The sequence below is a fragment of the Devosia indica genome (genome assembly GCF_003056405.1).
Classification (GTDB): domain Bacteria; phylum Pseudomonadota; class Alphaproteobacteria; order Rhizobiales; family Devosiaceae; genus Devosia; species Devosia indica.
In genome coordinates this window covers 85,711-105,281 of sequence record NZ_PYVZ01000007.1, presented here as the reverse complement: position 1 = coordinate 105,281, position 19,571 = coordinate 85,711, and the positions used below count along the sequence as shown (strand labels likewise).

Sequence of the window (19,571 nt, the reverse complement as noted above, 5' to 3'; positions counted from 1 at the left end):
GGCGCGCCCCGACAATCACGCGGTGAAGCTGACCTTGCCCTCTTCGTCAAAATTGTAGACGTCGTCGCGGAAGCTGACCGTGCCCTGGCGGTTGGCCCAGGCGGTGATGTAAGTCGTGTGAATGGGCATCTGCGTGCTCAGGCTGACATCCTTGCGCTCAAGCGAGGCAAAGGTCTGGTCGACGCGGGCCTGATCCCAATCGCCATTGTCGCGCAGCAGCCAGGCTACAAGCTGGTTGACCCCTTCCACCCGGACACAGCCGGACGAGTGGAAACGGGCGTTCTCGCCGAACAGCGCCTTGGATGGCGTATCGTGCAGGTAAACGTCGAAGGGATTGTAGAAATTGATCTTACAATGACCCATCGAGTTCTCGGCACCAGGCTCCTGGCGATACATATAATTCACCTGGGCATCGGTAATGCTGGCCCAGTTGATGGTCGCCGGATCGACGGTATTGCCGCTGCCGTCGTAGATGAAGATGTTCTGCTTGGCCAAATATTGCGGATCTTCCAGCATGTACTTGGTGAGATCCTGCCGCACCAGCGACTTGGGCACGTGCCAATAGGGATTGAAATTGACCTGGTGAATCTTGCTGGCAAGGATCGGGGTGGCGCGGTCAACGCGGCCAACCACCGCCGTGTGACGCTGTTCGACCATGCCACCGCCGACGGCCTCGATGGTGGCGGCCGGGATGTTCACCACCACATAGCGATCGGTGAGCTGGGGCGCCATGTTCTGGACGCGGGTATAATTGAGATAGAGCTGCTGCAGCCGGGTCGAAGCCGGCACGTTAAGGGCATACCAGGTCGCCTCGTCGATCCAGCCATTGACAATAAGGCCATGACGGGCCTGGAAGACGCGCACGGCGCGGTCGGTATCGGCATCGAAGATATCGCTGGCAAACTCGACCAGCGGCATATCCCCTGAGGAAATCAGACGGCGCTTGAGTTGCACCACAGCCGGGTCAGACTTGCCCAGATTAAGCTTGAAGGCGCGCTGGGGGATTTCTTCCCAGCCGCCCGCGGCCACGAAGGGCTCGTATTGGGAGATGGCAAGCTGCAGGTTGTGCAGCGTGTCATAGGAGAGGATCGGCTCGTTGGTCGCGATGGTCGCCGCCGCCGCCGCGGTATTGCCGCTCGGATCAGCTTCGTTGATGACGCGGCTTCGCGACATCATGTCGAACAAGGAATCCTGTGCCCAGGCCGGAACAGCCGCCGATGCCCCGGCAACTGCCATGGACCGGATAAAGTTACGTCGCGTCAGCCGCATCAAACCACCCTAGAAATCGCCCGCCATCTGCCTGTGGGGCGATAGCACCGCCCCGGCGCGATCCACAATCTGGCTCAACGCCTTGTGAACCCCGTATGGCATTTTTAGCCATGCCAGCAAATGGTTTCCAACCAGGTAACTCCGCTGCCCACGCTTTGCGGCACAAATAAGAAACGCCGGCCTTTCGGCCGGCGTTGTTCAGCAGTTGTGGCATGGAGGCAACACACGCCACCAGCTGCCGCTCGTTTCCCTGGCCCCTGTGGCCGGAAAAATCAGAGCTTGTAGAGAATCTGGTCCACCCAGAAGCGTTCGAGGCGGGCAAGCGCCTTGTTCAGGCCGTCGAATTCCTCGTCGCCCAAGCCACCGACCTTATCGATGGATTTCAGGTGGCGGTCATAAAGTTCGTCGATCACCTCGGCCACTTCCTCACCCTTGGGCGTGAGCTTGATGCGGACCGAACGGCGGTCGGTGCGCGAACGCTCCTGGAAAATGTAGCCAGTCTCGACCAGCTTCTTGAGATTGTACGACACATTGGAGCCGAGATAGTAACCGCGGGAGCGCAGCTCGCCGGCGGTGAGCTCGGCGTCGCCGATATTGAACATCAGCAGCGCCTGGACCGGGTTGATATCGTCCCAGCCCATGCGGTCGAATTCGTCCTTGATCAGATCGAGCAGGCGGCGGTGGAGACGCTCCACGCGGGAGACGGCTTCCAGGTAAAGGGGTTTGAGACCTTCACTACGTTCCGGGTTGAGCGCCTCGGCCGCGTTCGACTTGATTGCCATTTTTGCCTCACTGTTTTCAACGTGCGATTTTTCGCATCTGATGGGGCCAAACTACGGCGACCCGACTAAGATCGCCCTAAGCCATACGCTTAAAACTATGTTACTGGAATGCAATGAGAATTTGGCTTAATGGCGCCTTACCTTGGGTGAGAAAATTGTAACCATTCCCGAGTGTTAACGGGGACGGCTACACCTTGCCGGCTTGCCTTCAATCGGCCTGTGCCCTGGCAAAGCGCAGGCTCAGGCCGAAGATCAGAATGATGGCTGCCAGCAGCACGAGACGCACGCCAAAGCCCAACAGGCTCATTCGGACATCGGGACTGCCAGAGAGGTAAAGCCCCAGTTCCAGCGTCGTGACACCAACCAGCAGCACGGCGCCCCAGCTTGCCTTGATCCACAAGCCTACGGCCGCGAAAAGCTTGGCGAGGCAAAACACGGCAAGAAACGCGAAGGCGGAAAAACCCATGGCCGTAATCGGGCTCTGGGCCCCCAGGTTGATGCCGAGGAGCCGCGATGCATCGCTCAATCCCAGGATCAACGCCAGGATGGCGACAACGCGGACATAGAGCGAGAAATTTGGGGCCTGAAACAGCATGGCGGTTTGATACTCTGCCAATCGGGCTGCGACAAGCAGTGGCTTGGAGCGGCAGGCGCGCGCTGGTAACTAGTCCCCGACAAGGAGAGTCCCGATGACCCAGAACTGGCCCAAGCACGACATGTCCTTTCTGGCAGGGCGACGGCTGCGCCGGCTGCGGCAATCCGACTGGAGCCGGGCCATGGTGCGCGAGACCGAATTGCTGCCCCGCGACCTGATTTGGCCGCTCTTTGTTATCGAGGGACAGAACGAGACGACCCAGATCAAGACCATGCCGGGAGTGGAGCGGCTGTCCATCGACCTGATGGTCGAGGCCGCCCGGCAGGCTCACGATGCCGGTATTCCTGCGCTGGCGATCTTCCCCAATACGCCCGACCACCTGCGCAGCGAGAACGGCGCCGAGGCCCACAATCCGGACAGTCTGATGTGCCGTGCCTTGAGCGCCATCAAACAGGCCGTGCCAGAGATTGGCCTGATCGCCGATGTGGCGCTGGACGAGTATTCGAGCGATGGCCAGGATGGGCTGGTGCGGGACGGCGAAATCCTCAATGACGAGACGGTCGCGGTGATGGTCAAATCGGCGCTGGTGCAGGCGCGGGCCGGGGCCGACATCATCGCGCCATCCGACATGATGGATGGGCGCGTGGCGGCGATCCGGGCGGCACTCGATGCAGAAGGGTTCGAACGCGTGCAGATCATGTCTTACGCCGCCAAATATGCATCCTGCTTCTATGGCCCGTTCCGGGAAGCGGTCGGGTCTGGGAGCCGGCTCAAGGGCGACAAACGCACCTATCAGATGGACTATGCCAATTCCGACGAGGCCATGCGCGAGATCGAGCAGGATATTGCCGAGGGCGCGGACAGCGTGATGATCAAGCCCGGCGTGCCCTATCTCGACGTCATCCGGCGCGCCCGCGATGCCTTCAATGTGCCGATCTACGCCTACCAGGTGAGCGGGGAATACGCGATGATCGAGATGGCCGGCGCGGCCGGGGCGATCAATCGCGATGCGGCGGTGCTGGAAAGCCTCTGGGCGTTCAAGCGGGCTGGGGCCAACGGCATTCTGACCTATTATGCACTGGAGATGGCTCGGAAGCTGGGGGGCTGATCCGGTCACAATTATGTGCCCACCCCTCTTGCAAGCCGTGCAGCGCGTGACAATGTGTGCTGCATGACACAGGACGCCGCTGCCCGCCCCCATCTGCCCGATCCTTCCACTGCCCCCGAATTGTTCGACGGGCTGCTGACCCGGCGCGCTACGGCTTACATCATCGATGTGATCCTGATGTCGTTCCTGGTACTGGCGATCAGTGTGGTGGGCGCGATCCTGGGGTTCTTCACCTTCGGGCTGGCCTGGGTTTCTCTGGTCATTGCGGTGCCGGCTGCCATCATTCTCTACTACGCCGCCACGCTGGGGTCGCATCGCCGGGCCACGGTGGGCATGCAGATGATGGATATCGTGCTGACCCCGACGCGAGGCCAGCCGCTGGATGGCTGGATGGCGATCTTGCATGCACTGGTGTTCTGGATCACGATATGGATCTGCTGGCCGGTGACGCTGCTGTTCGCCCTGTTTACGCCCCGCCGGCAGATGATCCACGACTTCATCATGGGCACGCTCATGGTGCGCCGCTCGCCGATGATGCGGCATTGGCAGCGTCATCGCATGTCCGAGCAGGATGCCTATCACGGTGGCGAGTGAGGCGTTGCTTGCGGGGCTGGAAAGCTGCTAATCTGACCCAATATGCATCGATAGGTCTGTGATGACCGACCAGACGCCGGAAACAACCCAGCTCTTTCTCACCGCAGCGATGCCATGCCCCTATCTTCCCGGGAAGATGGAGCGCAAGCTGTTCACCCATCTGAGCGGGCGGCGGGCGTCGATGCTGCACCAATTGCTCAGCGATAACGGGTTCCGCCGCAGCCAGAACCTGATCTACCGACCCGCCTGTGAGGGCTGCAATTCCTGCCAGTCGGTGCGGATCGTGGCGCAGGAATTTGCGCCGAACAAGCGCTTTCGCCGCGTTAACAAGGCAAATGCCGATATTGCGATTGCCGTGCAACCGACCGTCGCGACGATCGAGCAATATGAATTGTTCAAGCGCTATCTCGACGCCCGCCATTCGGGCGGTGGCATGACGCAGATGAGCTACCAGGACTATGAATACATGGTCGAGGATACACCGGTGCAATCGGTGCTGGTGGAATATCGCCTGCGCGACCTGCCTGACCAGCCGCTGGTGGCCGTGGCGCTGACCGATGTGATGCCCGACGGGCTGTCCATGGTCTATTCCTTCTATGATCCGGACATGGCCCAGCGCAGCTTGGGCACCTTCCTCATCCTCGATCATATCAACCAGGTCCGTTCGGCTGGCCTCAGCTATGTCTATCTCGGCTATTGGGTGAAGGACTCGCCCAAAATGGCCTATAAGGGCGACTATCGCCCCCTTGAGGTGCAACGCGGCTCGCTGGGCTGGATGCGCCTGGAAGAATAGCGCCTCACACCACCATATCGAACACGATCAGTCCGTCGCGTCCGCCCTCGAGCGCTGCGACCATGCGCCCGCCTGCCGCCTTGTGTGCTGGGTGTTCGAGATAGGCGTCGCGTGCCGCCTCGTCGGCAAAATCCATGGTGAAGCCCTCGGTATATCCCTGATGCAGTCCTTCGGGGGATGCATTGGCACCATAGCTCATGCCCAGGAAGCCGGGGACAAGTTCACGTAGAGATTCAAGGTCCGCGTAGATCGTGGATTTTTCCGCGGCGGTGGTTTCGGCGCGGAAGCGGAGGAGGACGATGTGGCGGATCATGCTGCTTTCTTTCTTGCGTACGAGCACGTTGAAAGACCGACACCCCCACCCTGCTCGATTCAACGGACTTAGCCTAAGCTAGGTCCTATCTCGCTTCCCTCCCCTCAAGGGGGAGGGAATGAGGGTGAGATGACTGGACTGCGCACCCTTCAGGCTCAACGGAAAGTATCGAGTCCACAGAATCCCTTAGCCCTTGAACTTATTGTTCCGTGGGAAGCCGGTGGGGGGCTGGCGGCCGGCGGTGGCGCGGTCGCCGAGCCAGTCGACCAGTTCCTCGGTGGGCTTGGAATAGGTGCGGCCGGAGCTGTCCGTCCAGGTCAGGCCATCGGCGGCGTAGAAGGTCTTGATGTCGGAGATGCCACCATCCTTATAGCGCTGCAGACGCACGCCCTTGCCGCGCGCCATGGCGGCGAGCTGGCTCAGCGGGAAGACAAGCAGCTTGCGGTTCTGTCCGATGACGGCAACGCGGTCGCCATCGCAGGGCACGATCAGGCGGGCCTCGTCAGGCAGCGAGACGTTGAGGATCTGCTTGCCCTTGCGGGTATTGGCGATCAGATCGTCTTCCTTGACGACGAAACCATAGCCGGCCGAAGAGGCCACGATGCGCTGCTTGCCGGGCGAATAGACGAAGAGGTCGACAATGTCCTGCCCCTCCTCGATATCGACCATGATGCGCACCGGTTCGCCCTGCCCTCGGCCGCCAGGCAGCTTGTCGGCGCCGAGCGTAAAGACCTTGCCACCAGTGGTGAGGATGAGGAGCTTGTCGGTGGTTTCGCAGTTGAAGGCCAGCTTGAGGCGGTCGCCAGCCTTGAAGCTCTTCTCATCAGCCGGTGCGTTGTGGCCCTTGGGCGCGCGAATCCAGCCCTTTTCCGAAAGAATAACGGTGATCGGTTCGCGCTCGATCATGGCCTCGAACACTTCGGCAGCGTCGGCGGCCGGGGCCGAACCGAAAATGGTACGCCGCGCGCCCAGAGGATGCGGGGTGGTGCCATCGGCCTCAAACAGGGGATAGGCCTTCTTGAGGGTCTCGACCTGCTTGGCGATTTCGCCCCATTGGCGCTTGTCGGAGGCGAGCAGCGTTTCGAGCTTGCCCTTTTCCTCGGTGAGGGTTGTGTGCTCCTTGCGAAGCTCGAGCTCCTCCAGCTTGCGCAAGGATCGCAGGCGCATGTTGAGGATGGCTTCGGCCTGGTTGTCCGTCAGATCGAACGCCGCAATCAGGCTTGCCTTGGCATCATCCTCCTCGCGGATGATACGGATCACCTCATCGAGGTTGAGATAGGCAATGATGTAGCCTTCGAGAACCTCGAGGCGGTTGGCGATCTGCTCAAGCCGGTGCTGGGAGCGGCGCACCAGCACTTCCTTGCGGTGATCTAGCCAGGCGCGCAGTGCATCGGCCAGGCTCATCACCCGGGGTGTCGTGCCGTGATCGAGGACATTGAGATTGAGGCTGAAGCGCAGCTCAAGCTCGGTGAGCTTGAAGAGCTGCTCCATGAGGATAACCGCATCGACCGTGCCGGCGCGCGGTTCGAGGACGAGGCGGATATCGTCCGAGCTTTCGTCGCGCACGTCCTTGAGAAGCGGGAGCTTCTTGGCCAGCAGCAGTTCGGCGATCTTTTCGACCAGCCGCGATTTCTGCACGCCATAGGGAATCTGGGTGATGACGATCTGGTAGACGCCCCTGCCCTTTTCTTCCTTTTCCCAGATGGCGCGATGGCGGAAGGCGCCGCGACCGGTTTCATAGGATTGAACGATCGAAGCGCGGCTTTCGACGAGTTGTCCGCCGGTCGGGAAATCCGGCCCCCGGATCAGATCGTCCATGCTGGGCGGCGCTGACAGATCAGCGTGGACCAGTTCCTCGGTGGTGGCGGCTGGGTTGTGGATCAGCTTGAGCGCGGCATTGCACAGCTCAACCAGATTGTGCGGCGGCACCGAGGTCGCCATGCCCACCGCAATGCCGGTCGAGCCATTGGCGAGCAGGTTGGGGAAATTGGACGGAAGCACCACCGGCTCCTCGTCTTCACCGTCATAGGTCGGCCTGAAGTCGATTGCGTTCTCGGTTATGCCTTCGAGAAGGCGCGTCGCCACCTCGGTCATGCGGCTTTCGGTGTAGCGCATGGCCGCCGCGCTATCGCCGTCGATATTGCCGAAATTGCCCTGGCCGTCGACCAGGGGATAGCGCAGGGCGAAGTCCTGGGCCAGGCGTACCAGGGCGTCATAGATCGACTGGTCACCATGGGGGTGGAACTTACCGATCACGTCACCGACGATGCGGGCGGATTTCTTGTAGCCCTGGTTCGGATCGAGCCGCAGAAGGCGCATGGCGTGGATGATGCGGCGATGCACGGGCTTGAGGCCGTCGCGCGCGTCCGGCAGGGCGCGCTGGGTGATGGTCGACAGGGCGTAGCTCAGATACCGCTCTTCAAGCGCCTGCTTGAGATCGACAATGCGGTGATCGTCTGGCGGTGGAAGGGTATCGGCGTCGGACATGCTTGGCTCAGTTCATGGGAACGAATCAGGAGCAGAGTATAGCGGGCGGGGGGCCGAGGGCGAGAAAAGCCGCAGATTTCCTGGGGTTTGTGCACCGATAAGGCGTGCCGAAGCGTCGGACAGCCATCGGCTTCCGGCTATGCGGTGGACGTGTTCCGAGGCACGTGCGTCTCGGTAAACTTAGATAAATAGAGACGTCGCCGCCTCGGAACGCCGGGTTTCTCCTGCTGTCGTGGCCCCTATTGATCGCTCGTCGCAAGGTGGCCCAACGAGCAGGCAGGAACTGGAGCGACCCAGCACCCAACCGGCTCCTCCCGCAAAGTTCGCTGCAGTCCGTCCGCGCGGGAGTGATGGGGAGATCATAGCCCCGCTTTGTCCCGCGGGGATAAGTGGGCCCTAGTCGCGGCTCAGCAACTCGATCAGCGGTTCACGCGTGGGCGGCGGATCAATCTGCCTTGCGGACCAGAGATGCATATCAAGGAAATGGCCAGTGAGCCGGAAAGCCTTGCGGATGTCGTCGGGCGAAGCATTGCCGCGCGCGGCCAGGAAGCTGGGGAGCGGTAGCAGGCGGTCCTTGTATGGCTCGGCAGCGGCACGGGAGACAGCGCGGCCGGATTTGGGCGAGACGTGGGTGAGGTCGTCGGTGACGCCGGTTGCAGCGCAATTGGTGAGGTCGAGGCCGAAGCCGAGTTCATCGAGCAAGGTCAGCTCGAACTTCGCCAGGGCCGCGCCGTCCGGATCGTTGTCGATGAGCTGCAACGCCATGCCAAGCAGGCGGTCATGCGGGTCGCGCTCGGGCAACAGGTGCAGATGCTCGAAAATGGTCTGCGCGAGATAGAGCCGCTGGCGGTCGGCGATGAGGCCGGCGGCGCGGCCCTGGAGCAGCTCGACCGTGAAAGTACCGAGGTGATCTTCGAGACGGGCGCGCCAGGTCAGCTGGACGGTGTTGCCAGGCTGGAGGGTGGCCGAGAGTTTCGAGGACCGGCCGCCGCGGATGAGGCCCATATAGCGGCCGCGCCCGGCGACCATGGCATCGGCAATGATGCTGGTTTCGCCGTGGCGGCGCACGCCTATGAGCAGGGCTTCACCGGTCCATTCCATGTTAGCGAGTGGTGAACAGGGCGTAGCAGATAGCGGCGCCTCTACTCGTTATTCGCCATTCGCCGCTCACTCTTTTCATTTTTTGCCGGCTGGGAATTCCAGGCCCATTTCCTGATAGCGCTCCGGATCGTCGGCCCATTTTTCGCGGACCTTGACGAACAAGAAGAGATGGATGGGCACATCGTACATGGCCATCAGCTCCTTGCGGCTTTCCGCGCCGATGGCCTTGATGGTCTGGCCGCCGGCGCCGAGCACGATCTTCTTGTGGCTGTCGCGGCTGACATAGACGACCTGGTCGATCTTGTAGGAGCCGTCCTTCTGGATCTTGAAGCTCTCGGTTTCGACCGTGGAATTGTAGGGAATCTCGTCGTGGACGCGCAGGAAGAGCTTTTCGCGCGTCACCTCGGCCGCGGTGATGGCCATGGTGAGATCGGTGAGGTGGTCCTCCGGGAAATGCCAGGGGCCGGGCGGGATATGCTTGACGCACCAGTCGATGAAATCCTGCACACCATGGCCCTTGAGGGCGGAGAGCATGAAGGTGGCTTCAAAGCGCAGGCGGTCGTTGAGCGCCTGGCTGAGAGACAGCAGGCTCTCGGGCTTGACGGTGTCGATCTTGTTCAGGATCAGCACCTTGGGCTGGCGGATGTTTTCCAGACCCTCGAGCAGGGTTTCGATTTCCGGGGTGACGCCGCGATCGGCATCGATGAGGAAGGCGACGATGTCGCTGTCCCCTGCCCCGCCCCAGGCGTTTTCCACCATGGCGCGCTCAAGGCGCTTTTTCGGGGCAAAAATGCCGGGGGTGTCGACAAAGACCAATTGCGCCTGGTCCAGGGTCAGTACGCCACGCACCTGGGACCGCGTGGTCTGGGCCTTGTGGGTGACGATGGACACCTTGGTGCCGACCAGCGCGTTGAGCAGGGTCGACTTGCCGGCGTTGGGCGCGCCGACCAGGGCGATGAAGCCACAAGAGGTATCGGCGAGTTCGGTTGGCGTGTTCATGGCTTGGGTTTCCAGACCTTCTGGTCGACCAGAAATAGTTCGGCGGCGCGGTGTTCGGCAATCTTCTTGGACGGGCCAATGGCCTCGATCCGTGCAAAGCCGACCAGATCGACACCAATGGTGAATTCTGGCGCGTGATCGGGGCCGGTGCGCTCGACCAGAACATAGGATGGCGGTTCGAGCCCGCGGGCCTGGGCCCACTCCTGCAGCGTGGTCTTGGCGTCGGCGCGATTGGCCTGCCCGTCGGCAAGAAATTCCTCGAACAGGCGCTCGATGAAGTTGCGGGCCGGCTCCAGCCCGCCATCGAGATAGATGGCGCCGATAATGGCTTCGGTGACGTCGCCCAGAATGGCGTCCTTGTCGGCGCCGCCGGAGCGGGCTTCGCTCTCGCCCAGGATCATTTCCTTGCCCAGATCGAGCTGGCGGGCGATTTCGGCGCAGGTCTCCTTGCGCACAAGGGTGTTGAGCGAGCGGCTCAGCTCACCCTCGTTCGACTTGGGGTAGCGGCGATAGAGCATGTCGGCAACCACCAGGCCGAGCACGCGGTCGCCAAGGAATTCGAGTCGCTGGTAGGAGCGCTCGATGCGCTTGCCCGGTGAAATGGCGCTCGAATGGGTCAGCGCGCGATCCAGCAGATCCGGATCGGCGAAGCGGTAGCCTAGCCGGAACTGGAGCTTTTCGTGGGACTTGTCGCGCCGGCTCACTGGCCAGCCGTGGTGTCGTATGGCGTGTCGCCATAGACCGAGCGGAACATGCGGTCCCAGCGCACATTGGCCGGCCACTGCCAGATCTGCCAGGGCGGCAGATTGTCCTTGATGGAGAAGAAGCGCGCTTCGGCCTTGGCGATCAGGTTGACCGAGGGGACATAGCCCACCTGGCTCAGGACGCGGCTGTCGGCGGAGCGATCACGATTGTCGCCCATCATGAAATAGTGCCCGGCCGGCACCAGGTATTCAGGAGTGTTGTCGAGCGAGAGATTGTCGCCGATTTCCTGGATCAGGTGGGTCGTGCCCTCGGGGAAGGTCTCGCGATAGACGGTGACTTCGCGGGTATCGCCGCTGCTGTCGGTGTCCATGGTGGTGCCCACCATTTCGCGCTCGACCATCTCGCCATTGATGTAGAGGCGGCCATCCTGCATCTGGATGCGGTCGCCCGGCATGCCGACGACGCGCTTGATGTATTCCATGGACTGCGGGACGGGCCGGAACACGGCGATATCACCGCGATTGGGCTCGCGGCCCAGAATGCGGTTGGAAATGGGCAGTTCGAAATCGAGCAGGGTGAAATTGCCGTAGCGGCCAAGCGAAAACGAGTGCTTGCCATAGCCCCAGACGAATTTGTTGGCGACGAAATAGTCGCCGATCATCAGGGTCTGCTGCATCGATGCAGTGGGGATGGAGAAGGGCTGGAACAGGAAGAACCGCAGCACAATGGCGATCAGCAGCGCCTCAATGATGACCACGAAGGTCTCCACCCACTCATTGGTGGCGGATTTCTTGGTCGACTTGTCGGCAGGCTGAGTCATGGTTTTTCCCGATAATGCGGTGCCGAAGGGTTATGCGTTTGGCCCGCTGGGGTCAACTTGCTTGAGTGGCCCACACAGCGGGCTCAGCGGATCGGCAGGGCTTCGATGATGACAAACGCCTGTGCCAGGCCCGCGTCATCGGTGATGGTGAGATGGATATGGGGCTCGTGTCCTTCTGGCACAAGGCGCGCCAGCGCCCGTGCCGCGCCATTGGTCAGGCGCATGGTCGGCTTGCCCGATGGCAGGTTCACCACACCCATGTCGCGCCAGTAAACGCCTTGGGACAGGCCTGTCCCCAAAGCCTTGGAACAGGCCTCCTTGGCGGCGAAGCGCTTGGCGTAGGACGCGGCGCGCTGGGCCCGCCGATCGGACTTTTTTTGCTCGATCCCGGTGAAGCAGCGATTGGTGAAACGGTCGCCATATTTTGCGAGCGTTTGTTCCACGCGGTGGATCTGGATCAGGTCGGAGCCCAGGCCGACAATCATTTCACCCCCTGAATGCCGCGGCTGCCGGGTTTGACGGCAGGAATGGCGGCCAGTTCCGGCGGCAATTGGTCGGCCGGATAGGCCGGAACCTTGAATTCGATCAGGCTGACCAGCGGCACGCCGACATCGGCCTCGCCACCGGAACGGTCGATGAGGCAGGCAGCGGCAACGACATTGGCGCCGAGGTTTTGCAGGGCAGCGACGCATTCGCGGATGGAGAGGCCGGTGGAGACGATATCCTCGACCACGATCACCTTGTCATCGGGCCCGATCTCGAAGCCGCGGCGCAATTCGAACTGGCCTTCCACGCGCTCGGTATAGAGCGCGGGAACACCAAGCTGGCGCGCGGTTTCGTAGCCGGGGATGATGCCGCCAATTGCGGGCGAAACCACCTTGGTGACGCCGGGCACTTCGGCCTTGATCCGCTCGGCAAGGGCGCTGCAGAGCTTTTCGGTCTGTTCCGCGTATTGGAAGACCCTGGCCTTCTGCAGAAAGACCGGTGACCGCAGCCCCGAGGACAGGATGAAATGTCCCTCCAGCATGGCACCGCAATCGCGGAAAATCTGCAAAACCTGGTCCTTATCCATCGCGTCCGCTCCTATCGATATTGCCGTCCCATTCCAGGGTCGAGATCATGCCCGCTTCGCGCAGTCCGGCGCGCTGAACAGCCGAGAGGCCGGGGCTGCGCTTGAGCGTTGCCAGAACATCGGTGAGTTGCGCAAGGTCGCGCACCTCGATTTCGAAGATCATCTGGTGAAAGTCGGGCGAGATCATGCGCATCACCAGATTATTGATGTTGGCGTCACACGCGGCGATGGCCGAGGAAATCTGCGCCAGGGAACCGGGCTTGTTGACCGATTCCATGGAAATGACAGCGGCATAGGACTTCTCGTCGCCACGGGCCAGGTTCCAGCGCACATCGACCCAGGCGACATCGCTGTCGTGCTTGGCGATCAGGGCATCGGAGTGGATCGGATAGACCACGAGCGGGCTGTCGGGCTCAAGAATGCCGACCAGGCGATCGCCGGGCACGATCCCCTCGCCCGAAATGGTCACCGGGGTATGGAAATCCAATTGCGCCATGGCCGCCTTGGCGCGCGAACCGGGGCGCTGCCCACCTGGAACGCGGAACCTGAACTCGTCGGTCGAACGCAAGGCGAACCAGCCGTCGGCGGTATCGGCCACGGGCAAGTCAAGCTTGCGGCGGCGTTTGCGGATGCCCTTGATCTGCGCCAGAGCAGCGGCAAGGGCTTCAGAGCCTACCTTGCCCTCACCCACGGCGACCAGCAGGTCGCGCTTGTTCCCGTATTCGAGGGCTTCGGCCAGGGCGGTCCCCTCGCTCTCATCGAGCATGACGCCTTCGCGCTCGAGCATCATGCTGAGCACATGTTCGCCCAGGGCATAGGCGCGCTGCGCGGCAGCCTGCCGCACGGCACGGCGAATGGCGGCACGCGCCTTGCCGGTGGCGGCAATGCCGATCCAGTTCGAGGGCGGGCGATGGTTCTGGTCGCGCAGGATTTCCACTTCGTCGCCGGAGCGGAGCTGGGTGACCAATGGCAGGATGAGGCCATTGATCTTGGCGCCAACACAGGTGTCGCCGATGTCGGTGTGCAGCGCATAGGCGAAATCGATGGGCGTGGCGCCACGCGGCAGTGCGATCAGCCGCCCACGCGGGGTGAAGCAGAACACCTGATCCTGGAACAGTTCGAGCTTGGTATATTCCAGGAAGTCCTCGGTCGAGATGCCCGAGGTCAGGTGGCTGATGGTCTGGCGCAGTGAGCCATAGGCATGCGATTCCATCTCGATGCGGCCCAGATTGGCCGAGGCGCCATCCTTGTAGAGCGCATGGGCGGCGATGCCGAATTCGGCGATGCGATCCATGTCTTCGGTGCGGATCTGCAGCTCCACGCGCTGCCGGCTGGGGCCGACAATGGTGGTGTGGATGGACTGATAATCATTGTGCTTGGGGACCGAGATATAGTCCTTGAAGCGGCCCGGCACGACCTTCCAGGTCGTATGGATCAAACCGACCGTGCGGTAGCATTCCTCTGGTGAGGTGACGATGACGCGGAAGCCGATCATGTCGGAAAGCTGTTCCAGCGCAATCGACTTGCGCTCGATCTTGGAGAAGATCGAATAGGGAGACTTGACCCGCGCCTTGACCCGCGCGGTGATGCCTGCCTCACTCAGGCGCTCGGTCAGTTCGGCGGTAATGGTGTCGATGGTTTCCCGGTTGTCGGCCTGCATCTGCTCGAGGCGGGCAGTGATGGCCGTATAGTGGTCGGGCTGGAGAATGCGGAAGCTGAGGTCTTCAAGCTCATTGCGCATGTCCTGCATACCCATGCGTCCGGCCAGCGGGGCATAGATATCCATGGTTTCCTGTGCAATGCGGCGCTGCTTTTCCGGCGCCATGAACTGCAGGGTGCGCATGTTGTGCAGGCGGTCGGCCAGCTTGACCAGAAGGACACGCACGTCCTGGCTGATGGCCAGCAAGAGTTTGCGCAGGTTTTCGGCCTGCGCCTCTTCGCGCGAAACCAGGTTGAGACGTTCGATCTTGGTCAGGCCGTCGACAATGGTGCCGATCTCGCCGCCGAACATCTGGTCGATCTCGGCGCGGGTCGCGTCAGTGTCCTCGATGGTGTCGTGCAGCAGCCCCACCGCGATCGAGGCGTCATCAAGCTTCAATTCGGTCAGGATGGCCGCCACCTCGAGCGGGTGGTTGAAATAGGGGTCGCCCGAGGCACGCTTCTGCGAGCCATGCTTTTGCATGGCGTAGACATAGGCCTTGTTCAACAATTGCTCGTCGGCGTTCGGGTTATAAGCCTGAACCCGCTCGACAAGCTCGTACTGACGCATCATGGAATTAGCCGCCCGCTCGCCCTGCCGAGCTTAGCGCCTGTGACAGAAATGAAAAGAGCGCCCGGCACATGCCGGACGCTCCCTGATATAATCCGATCACCATGCGCCGCAAGGCCGGTGCACGCCATTCGAGCGTAGCTCTCATGGCCTAGTCTGCTCAAATCGCTCCACTGGAGCGATTTGCAGGACGCAGCCTAGTCGTCCCGACGCTCCGGCGGCGCCAGGCTTTCGATGCCGCGCAGCAGCTCTTCTTCGCTGATGGTATCGAAATTGATGGCGTCGTCGTCGCCACTTTCGATCATCGGCGCAGCGCTGTTTTCGGGCTCGTCGACCTCGACATATTTCTGCAGCGAGTGAATCAGGTCCTCGTGCAGATCTTCGGGCGAGATGGTCCCATCACCAATTTCGCGCAGGGCAACGACAGGATTCTTGTCGTTGTCGCGCGACACGGTGATCTGGGCGCCGGAGGAAATCATGCGCGCGCGATGGGCGGCCATGAGGACGAGATCGAACCTGTTCTCGACCTTTTCAATGCAGTCTTCAACGGTGACGCGGGCCACGGACGTCTCCACACTTTGGGGGAATGAAGGGCCGCAATACACGATGGCGATGACAATGACAAGGCTTGCAAGGCAGAGGACACGAATGCGGTCTCCGCTTTACGCAGGCACGAGAATGTGCGAATACCGAACTTAAGATTTAAAGGTATCTGCGGAATTTATTCTGCCAACCGTCTTTGACGGCATTTTCAACAAGGGTGGCCCCTGCCCCTACGGGAGTGTTCATTATGGCCATTGATCCGCGCGAAAAGATTGCCCTGTTTATCGACGGTGCCAATCTCTATGCCACATCCAAGGCAATCGGCATCGACATTGATTATCGCAAGCTGCTGACTGAATTCAGCGCCAAGGCCTACCTGCTGCGGGCCAATTACTACACGGCGCTGGTGGAAGATCAGGAATATTCCTCGATCCGGCCGCTGATCGACTGGCTCGATTACAATGGCTACACGGTCGTGACCAAGCCCGCCAAGGAGTTCACCGACTCCCTGGGCCGCCGCAAGGTGAAGGGCAATATGGATATCGAGCTGACCGTGGATGCGCTCGAGCAGGCCCCCTATTACGATCACCTGGTGCTGTTTTCCGGCGATGGCGATTTCACCGCGCTAGTGGCGGCCCTGCAGCGCCGCGGCAAGCGAATTACCGTGGTGTCCACGCTGACGACGCCAACGCCGATGATTTCGGACGATCTGCGGCGTCAGGCCGATTTCTTCATGGACGTGGCAGAACTGGCCAAGACAGTCGGGCGCCCGCAGGTGCAGAAGCCGGTCGAGGCCTGAAAGACGCCCGCCATTCGAGCCTAGCTCTCATGGCCTTCTTGACTTGCCCGGCTCCACTGGAGCCAGGCATTCGCTTCGCGAACCGTCAGCGGCACCCCGCCATTCGAGCATAGCTCTCATGGCCTGATCGCCTCAAATCTCTCCACCGGAGAGATTTGCCCTGCGGGACGGCTCTCAGCCCCGCCCACCCTCTTTCAGGATGCGAGCCTTGTCGCGGTTCCAGTCACGGTCGCGGCTGGTGGCGCGCTTGTCGTAGTTCTTCTTGCCCTTGCCGACACCGATCAGCAGCTTGGCCTTGCCCTGATCGTTGAAATAGAGCTTGAGCGGCACGATGGTATTGCCGGAGCGGGCCACTTCCTGGTCGAGCTTGGCCAATTGTTTTTTCGAGACGAGGAGTTTGCGCGGGCGCTTTTCCTCGTGGTTGAAGCGGTTGGCCTGCAGGTATTCGGGAATATGCGCGTTGATGAGCCAGAGTTCGCCGCGCTCGGGGGACGCGTAGGATTCGGCAATTTGTGCCTTGCCCAGACGCAGTGACTTCACCTCGGTGCCGGTCAGGACGATACCGGCCTCGACCGTGTCTCCGATCTCGTAATCGAAGCGCGCGCGACGGTTCTCAGCCACTTGTCCGTGGCTGATCCAACCATTCTTGTTCTTGTCGTTCTTTGCTGCCATCGAACCTAGATAAGGCCTGCGTGACGCATTGCAAAGTCCATGGCGTCCTGCGTGGGCTTGCTGATGGGGGTCAGCGGCAGGCGCATTTCATTGGCGCAGAGGTTGAGCCGGTTGGCGACATACTTCGCCGGAGCCGGATTGGGCTCCATGAACAAGTCCTTGTGGAGGAAGGCCAGCTTGTCGTTGATGTCGCGGGCAGCATTGAAATCGCCGGCAAGGGACAACTCCTGCATCTGCGCACACAGGCGCGGGGCGACATTGGAGGTCACCGAAATACAGCCATGGCCGCCATGGGCGTTAAAGCCAAGCGCAGTGCTGTCATCGCCGGAAAGCAGGATGAACTCCTTGCCCAGCTTGTTGCGCTGCATGGTAGCGCGCTCCATGCTGCCGGTCGCGTCCTTGACGCCGATGATATTGGCATGGGCGTCGCGCAGGCGGGCGATGGTGTCCACGGTCAGATCGACAATGGTGCGGCCCGGCACCGAATAGAGAATGACCGGAATGCCAATGGCGCTGGCGACAGCAGAAAAATGCTGGAACAGGCCTTCCTGATTGGGCTTGTTGTAATAGGGCACGACCGAGAGCACCGCATTGGCCCCGGTCTTTTCGGCGAACTTTGCGAGGGCAACGGCTTCGGCGGTCGAGTTGGAACCTGCCCCGGCCACCACCGGCACGCGGCCATTGGCGACTTCAATGCAGATCTCGACCACGCGGCGATGTTCTTCATGGCTGACAGTGGGGCTTTCACCCGTGGTGCCCACCGGAACCAGGCCATGTGTGCCCTCGGCTAGTTGCCATTCGACAAAGCTGGAGAAGGCTTTCTCATCAACAACCCCATCGCGCATGGGGGTGATGAGCGCCGTTATCGAACCTCGCAGCATTTTGTCGGTATTCCTCAATTGGGGTCCGGCCCGCCAGCCGGTGCAGATTTTTGATAGGTGATTGGTCCGGAGCCGGCTGGCGCCGAACGGGGCGCACCATACTTTCAACAGCGTCGCGCCACAAGGCGGGTGAAATGCCTTGTTTCGCGGCGCTCCACGCGGCTAGATGACGCCATGGAACCGCTGTTCAGCCGCCCTCGCAAGGTCCCCGAAGGACACCCGGCATTCGCCGGGCTGCCAGCAACGCATATTTGCCTGAGCGATGCGCGCACCCGTGCGGCGGTGCATTTGCGCGGTGATTTCCGCAGTGGCCGCATGCCGCTGGTCTGCCTGGCCGGCTATCACCGGAACATGAGCGATTTTTCCGCCTTTGCCGCCCATTTTCAGCGGCTTGGCACGGGCGACTGGCCGATGGTGCTGATCGACCTGCCGGGACGCGGCCGCGCCGATGACCGGCCGCGCAAGACACCCTACAGCACGCTGGCCGATGCAGACGACGTGGCCGATGTGCTGGCAGCTCTGGGTATCAGTAAAGCCGTGCTGCTCGGCCAGGGGCATGGCGGCCAGGTGGCCATGGCGCTGGCGGCAAAACATCCCCTGCTGCTGGGTGGAACGATCCTGCTCGATTCCGGGCCGGTGACTGATTCCCGCGGCATTGTGCGGCTGCGCAACAATCTGGCCCATGTGGAAGCGCTGCGGGGCGCCAAGGCGGTTGCCAGCGGGTTTCGGCGCATGCTGGGCGGGGATTATCCGGGGCATTCGGAAGCCGAACTGGACAAGCTGGCGCTGCGCAGCCATTGGTTCGACAAGCGCGGCCGCGCCCGGCCGCTGTTCGACCCGCGCCTGTTGGAGCAGATCAAGGATATCGGTTTTGACGATATCCTGGTGGCGCAATGGCCGCTCTATGAGGCGCTCCGCTGTGCTCCCCTGATGCTGTTGCGCACGCAATTGACCGATCAGTTGCGGCGCGAAACCTATGAGGAAATGGTCAATCGCCGGCCCGAGGCGGTTGCGTTGACGATTGCAGGCCAGGGGTCGCCTGCCCTGTTCGACCAGCAAGCCGAAATCGAGGCGGTCGCCGCGTTCGTCTTTGAAGTGGGTATCGTCAAGCGCCGGGTGGCCTGACAATCACGCGATGGCGGTGGCCAGCAAGACCGCCTGTTCCACCCATTGCTCGCGGCGGATGCGCCCCTTGACCGCGATCCGGCCTTCGAGCCAGTCGATATGCGCCCCGGTCCAGGCCGCGATCTGATCATAATGGTAGATGCCCAGATCGTTGAGTGCTGATTCCGTTTTTGGCCCTATCCCCTTGATTGCGCGAAGATTATCGGCCTTGCCATCACGCGGCGCGGGCAGGTCCGGCGGGCGCAGTTGGGACGAGGCGGGGGCCTGGACCGGCTCTGTATCCTCGCGTTCTACGGCGCTAGCCAGGCGCCGGGCGGCAGACCGGGTGGCGGGCGCTGGGGCGGTCTTTGTTGTCTTGGAAGACTTCTCTTCGCGCGCGGCAATGGCCGGGGCAAGCTGCGGGCGGGACTTGTAGGCGCGAACCGCCAAATGGGCGCCATAGCCAATCAGGCAGCCACCCAGATAGGCGGCCAGCACCAGCAAGGCCACTTCGATGATGTGGTCCAGCGGGATCACTCCGGTTCCCTGCGACTGAGGCTCAGCCAGCCCGTCACCAGGCCGACAAGCGCAGCTACGGCCATGAAGGGCCAGTAATAGCCCAGAAGGAAGAGCAGCGTTGCCCCGAATGGCCCCATGGCGACGTG

At 61.7% G+C, this 19,571-nt stretch carries 22 protein-coding genes; 5 read left to right on the top strand and 17 right to left on the bottom strand.

Annotation, left to right across the window (positions count from 1 at the left end; genetic code table 11):
• Nucleotides 1-15: 15 nt before the first annotated feature.
• The 3 genes from DDE76_RS08890 to DDE76_RS08880 all read right to left on the bottom strand — a co-directional run bounded on the left by DDE76_RS08890 (nt 16) and on the right by DDE76_RS08880 (nt 2,667).
• Nucleotides 16-1,269 (bottom strand): L,D-transpeptidase family protein, encoded by a 1,254-nt coding sequence (locus tag DDE76_RS08890; RefSeq protein WP_104894616.1) that lies wholly within the window; start codon nt 1,267-1,269, stop codon nt 16-18.
• A gap of 272 nt (nt 1,270-1,541) precedes the next feature.
• Nucleotides 1,542-2,051: a transcriptional regulator LdtR gene (ldtR, locus tag DDE76_RS08885; protein WP_104894617.1), complete on the bottom strand. Its 510-nt coding sequence runs from the start codon at nt 2,049-2,051 to the stop codon at nt 1,542-1,544.
• A 208-nt stretch (nt 2,052-2,259) separates the two neighbouring features.
• Entirely contained in the window at nt 2,260-2,667 is a 408-nt protein-coding gene (locus tag DDE76_RS08880) for a DUF6163 family protein (protein ID WP_157955726.1), read from the bottom strand.
• Between the two features lie 73 nt (nt 2,668-2,740).
• Here DDE76_RS08880 and hemB point away from each other — a divergent pair, with 73 nt between their 5' ends.
• From hemB to DDE76_RS08865, 3 genes are all read left to right on the top strand, one after another.
• On the top strand, nt 2,741-3,754 hold the full coding sequence (gene hemB, locus DDE76_RS08875; protein WP_198650873.1) for a porphobilinogen synthase: 1,014 nt from the start codon (nt 2,741-2,743) through the stop codon (nt 3,752-3,754).
• A 63-nt stretch (nt 3,755-3,817) separates the two neighbouring features.
• Nucleotides 3,818-4,348 carry an RDD family protein gene (locus DDE76_RS08870; RefSeq protein ID WP_104894619.1) on the top strand — a complete coding sequence of 177 codons (531 nt, stop codon included), beginning with the start codon at nt 3,818-3,820 and terminating at the stop codon, nt 4,346-4,348.
• Between the two features lie 61 nt (nt 4,349-4,409).
• Entirely contained in the window at nt 4,410-5,141 is a 732-nt protein-coding gene (locus DDE76_RS08865; protein ID WP_104894620.1) for an arginyltransferase, read from the top strand.
• 4 nt (nt 5,142-5,145) lie between these two features.
• Here the strand turns inward: DDE76_RS08865 and DDE76_RS08860 are convergent, their stop codons facing one another.
• The 10 genes from DDE76_RS08860 to rpoZ all read right to left on the bottom strand — a co-directional run bounded on the left by DDE76_RS08860 (nt 5,146) and on the right by rpoZ (nt 15,470).
• Nucleotides 5,146-5,454 (bottom strand): Dabb family protein, encoded by a 309-nt coding sequence (locus DDE76_RS08860; RefSeq protein WP_104894621.1) that lies wholly within the window; start codon nt 5,452-5,454, stop codon nt 5,146-5,148.
• A gap of 186 nt (nt 5,455-5,640) precedes the next feature.
• On the bottom strand, nt 5,641-7,941 hold the full coding sequence (gene parC, locus DDE76_RS08855) for a DNA topoisomerase IV subunit A (RefSeq protein WP_104894622.1): 2,301 nt from the start codon (nt 7,939-7,941) through the stop codon (nt 5,641-5,643).
• A gap of 396 nt (nt 7,942-8,337) precedes the next feature.
• Nucleotides 8,338-9,042: a DNA repair protein RecO gene (gene recO / locus DDE76_RS08850; protein WP_104894623.1), complete on the bottom strand. Its 705-nt coding sequence runs from the start codon at nt 9,040-9,042 to the stop codon at nt 8,338-8,340.
• A gap of 75 nt (nt 9,043-9,117) precedes the next feature.
• Nucleotides 9,118-10,041, bottom strand: coding sequence for a GTPase Era (gene era, locus DDE76_RS08845; protein WP_104894624.1), 924 nt, complete (start codon nt 10,039-10,041; stop codon nt 9,118-9,120).
• Nucleotides 10,038-10,745 (bottom strand): ribonuclease III, encoded by a 708-nt coding sequence (rnc, locus tag DDE76_RS08840; RefSeq protein ID WP_104894625.1) that lies wholly within the window; start codon nt 10,743-10,745, stop codon nt 10,038-10,040. Before rnc ends, era begins: the two co-directional genes overlap by 4 nt.
• On the bottom strand, nt 10,742-11,566 hold the full coding sequence (lepB, locus tag DDE76_RS08835) for a signal peptidase I (RefSeq protein ID WP_104894626.1): 825 nt from the start codon (nt 11,564-11,566) through the stop codon (nt 10,742-10,744). Before lepB ends, rnc begins: the two co-directional genes overlap by 4 nt.
• 83 nt (nt 11,567-11,649) lie before the next feature.
• Nucleotides 11,650-12,051, bottom strand: coding sequence for a holo-ACP synthase (acpS, locus tag DDE76_RS08830; RefSeq protein WP_104894627.1), 402 nt, complete (start codon nt 12,049-12,051; stop codon nt 11,650-11,652).
• Entirely contained in the window at nt 12,048-12,638 is a 591-nt protein-coding gene (gene pyrE / locus DDE76_RS08825) for an orotate phosphoribosyltransferase (RefSeq protein WP_104894628.1), read from the bottom strand. The genes acpS and pyrE overlap by 4 nt, the downstream gene beginning before the upstream one ends.
• Nucleotides 12,631-14,910, bottom strand: coding sequence for a RelA/SpoT family protein (locus DDE76_RS08820; RefSeq protein WP_104894629.1), 2,280 nt, complete (start codon nt 14,908-14,910; stop codon nt 12,631-12,633). Before DDE76_RS08820 ends, pyrE begins: the two co-directional genes overlap by 8 nt.
• Before the next feature lie 194 nt (nt 14,911-15,104).
• Nucleotides 15,105-15,470 carry a DNA-directed RNA polymerase subunit omega gene (gene rpoZ / locus DDE76_RS08815; RefSeq protein WP_104894630.1) on the bottom strand — a complete coding sequence of 122 codons (366 nt, stop codon included), beginning with the start codon at nt 15,468-15,470 and terminating at the stop codon, nt 15,105-15,107.
• A 227-nt stretch (nt 15,471-15,697) separates the two neighbouring features.
• On the opposite strand from rpoZ, the gene DDE76_RS08810 reads away from it, so the two are divergent.
• Nucleotides 15,698-16,249, top strand: a complete 552-nt coding sequence (locus DDE76_RS08810; RefSeq protein WP_104895063.1) for a LabA-like NYN domain-containing protein — start codon at nt 15,698-15,700, stop codon at nt 16,247-16,249.
• A 174-nt stretch (nt 16,250-16,423) separates the two neighbouring features.
• Here DDE76_RS08810 and smpB read toward each other — a convergent pair whose 3' ends face one another.
• Both smpB and dapA read right to left on the bottom strand, forming a co-directional pair.
• Complete coding sequence (gene smpB, locus DDE76_RS08805; protein ID WP_104894631.1) at nt 16,424-16,921, bottom strand: SsrA-binding protein SmpB; 498 nt, start codon at nt 16,919-16,921, stop codon at nt 16,424-16,426.
• 5 nt (nt 16,922-16,926) lie between these two features.
• Nucleotides 16,927-17,802 carry a 4-hydroxy-tetrahydrodipicolinate synthase gene (dapA, locus tag DDE76_RS08800; protein WP_104894632.1) on the bottom strand — a complete coding sequence of 292 codons (876 nt, stop codon included), beginning with the start codon at nt 17,800-17,802 and terminating at the stop codon, nt 16,927-16,929.
• A 174-nt stretch (nt 17,803-17,976) separates the two neighbouring features.
• Between dapA and DDE76_RS08795 the strand changes: the two genes are divergently transcribed.
• Nucleotides 17,977-18,927, top strand: a complete 951-nt coding sequence (locus tag DDE76_RS08795) for an alpha/beta fold hydrolase (RefSeq protein ID WP_104894633.1) — start codon at nt 17,977-17,979, stop codon at nt 18,925-18,927.
• Nucleotides 18,928-18,930: 3 nt separating this feature from the next.
• Here DDE76_RS08795 and DDE76_RS08790 read toward each other — a convergent pair whose 3' ends face one another.
• Nucleotides 18,931-19,443, bottom strand: a complete 513-nt coding sequence (locus DDE76_RS08790; protein ID WP_104894634.1) for an NADH-quinone oxidoreductase subunit E — start codon at nt 19,441-19,443, stop codon at nt 18,931-18,933.
• Nucleotides 19,440-19,562 (bottom strand): hypothetical protein, encoded by a 123-nt coding sequence (locus DDE76_RS20030; protein ID WP_281261858.1) that lies wholly within the window; start codon nt 19,560-19,562, stop codon nt 19,440-19,442. The genes DDE76_RS08790 and DDE76_RS20030 overlap by 4 nt, the downstream gene beginning before the upstream one ends.
• Between the last annotated feature and the right edge of the window lie 9 nt (nt 19,563-19,571).

Excerpts from the sequence above, each read along its gene's own strand:
- ldtR (WP_104894617.1), bottom strand. The coding sequence starts at position 2,051 with ATGGCAATCAAGTCGAACGCGGCCGAGGCGCTCAACCCGGAACGTAGT.
- DDE76_RS08860 (WP_104894621.1), bottom strand. The coding sequence starts at position 5,454 with ATGATCCGCCACATCGTCCTCCTCCGCTTCCGCGCCGAAACCACCGCC.
- acpS (WP_104894627.1), bottom strand. The coding sequence starts at position 12,051 with ATGATTGTCGGCCTGGGCTCCGACCTGATCCAGATCCACCGCGTGGAA.
- DDE76_RS08890 (WP_104894616.1), bottom strand. The coding sequence starts at position 1,269 with ATGCGGCTGACGCGACGTAACTTTATCCGGTCCATGGCAGTTGCCGGG.
- smpB (WP_104894631.1), bottom strand. The coding sequence starts at position 16,921 with ATGGCAGCAAAGAACGACAAGAACAAGAATGGTTGGATCAGCCACGGA.
- dapA (WP_104894632.1), bottom strand. The coding sequence starts at position 17,802 with ATGCTGCGAGGTTCGATAACGGCGCTCATCACCCCCATGCGCGATGGG.
- lepB (WP_104894626.1), bottom strand. The coding sequence starts at position 11,566 with ATGACTCAGCCTGCCGACAAGTCGACCAAGAAATCCGCCACCAATGAG.
- DDE76_RS08820 (WP_104894629.1), bottom strand. The coding sequence starts at position 14,910 with ATGATGCGTCAGTACGAGCTTGTCGAGCGGGTTCAGGCTTATAACCCG.
- DDE76_RS08810 (WP_104895063.1), top strand. The coding sequence starts at position 15,698 with ATGGCCATTGATCCGCGCGAAAAGATTGCCCTGTTTATCGACGGTGCC.
- DDE76_RS08865 (WP_104894620.1), top strand. The coding sequence starts at position 4,410 with ATGACCGACCAGACGCCGGAAACAACCCAGCTCTTTCTCACCGCAGCG.
- era (WP_104894624.1), bottom strand. The coding sequence starts at position 10,041 with ATGAACACGCCAACCGAACTCGCCGATACCTCTTGTGGCTTCATCGCC.
- parC (WP_104894622.1), bottom strand. The coding sequence starts at position 7,941 with ATGTCCGACGCCGATACCCTTCCACCGCCAGACGATCACCGCATTGTC.
- hemB (WP_198650873.1), top strand. The coding sequence starts at position 2,741 with ATGACCCAGAACTGGCCCAAGCACGACATGTCCTTTCTGGCAGGGCGA.
- DDE76_RS20030 (WP_281261858.1), bottom strand. The coding sequence starts at position 19,562 with ATGGGGCCATTCGGGGCAACGCTGCTCTTCCTTCTGGGCTATTACTGG.
- DDE76_RS08870 (WP_104894619.1), top strand. The coding sequence starts at position 3,818 with ATGACACAGGACGCCGCTGCCCGCCCCCATCTGCCCGATCCTTCCACT.
- pyrE (WP_104894628.1), bottom strand. The coding sequence starts at position 12,638 with ATGGATAAGGACCAGGTTTTGCAGATTTTCCGCGATTGCGGTGCCATG.
- recO (WP_104894623.1), bottom strand. The coding sequence starts at position 9,042 with ATGGAATGGACCGGTGAAGCCCTGCTCATAGGCGTGCGCCGCCACGGC.
- DDE76_RS08795 (WP_104894633.1), top strand. The coding sequence starts at position 17,977 with ATGGAACCGCTGTTCAGCCGCCCTCGCAAGGTCCCCGAAGGACACCCG.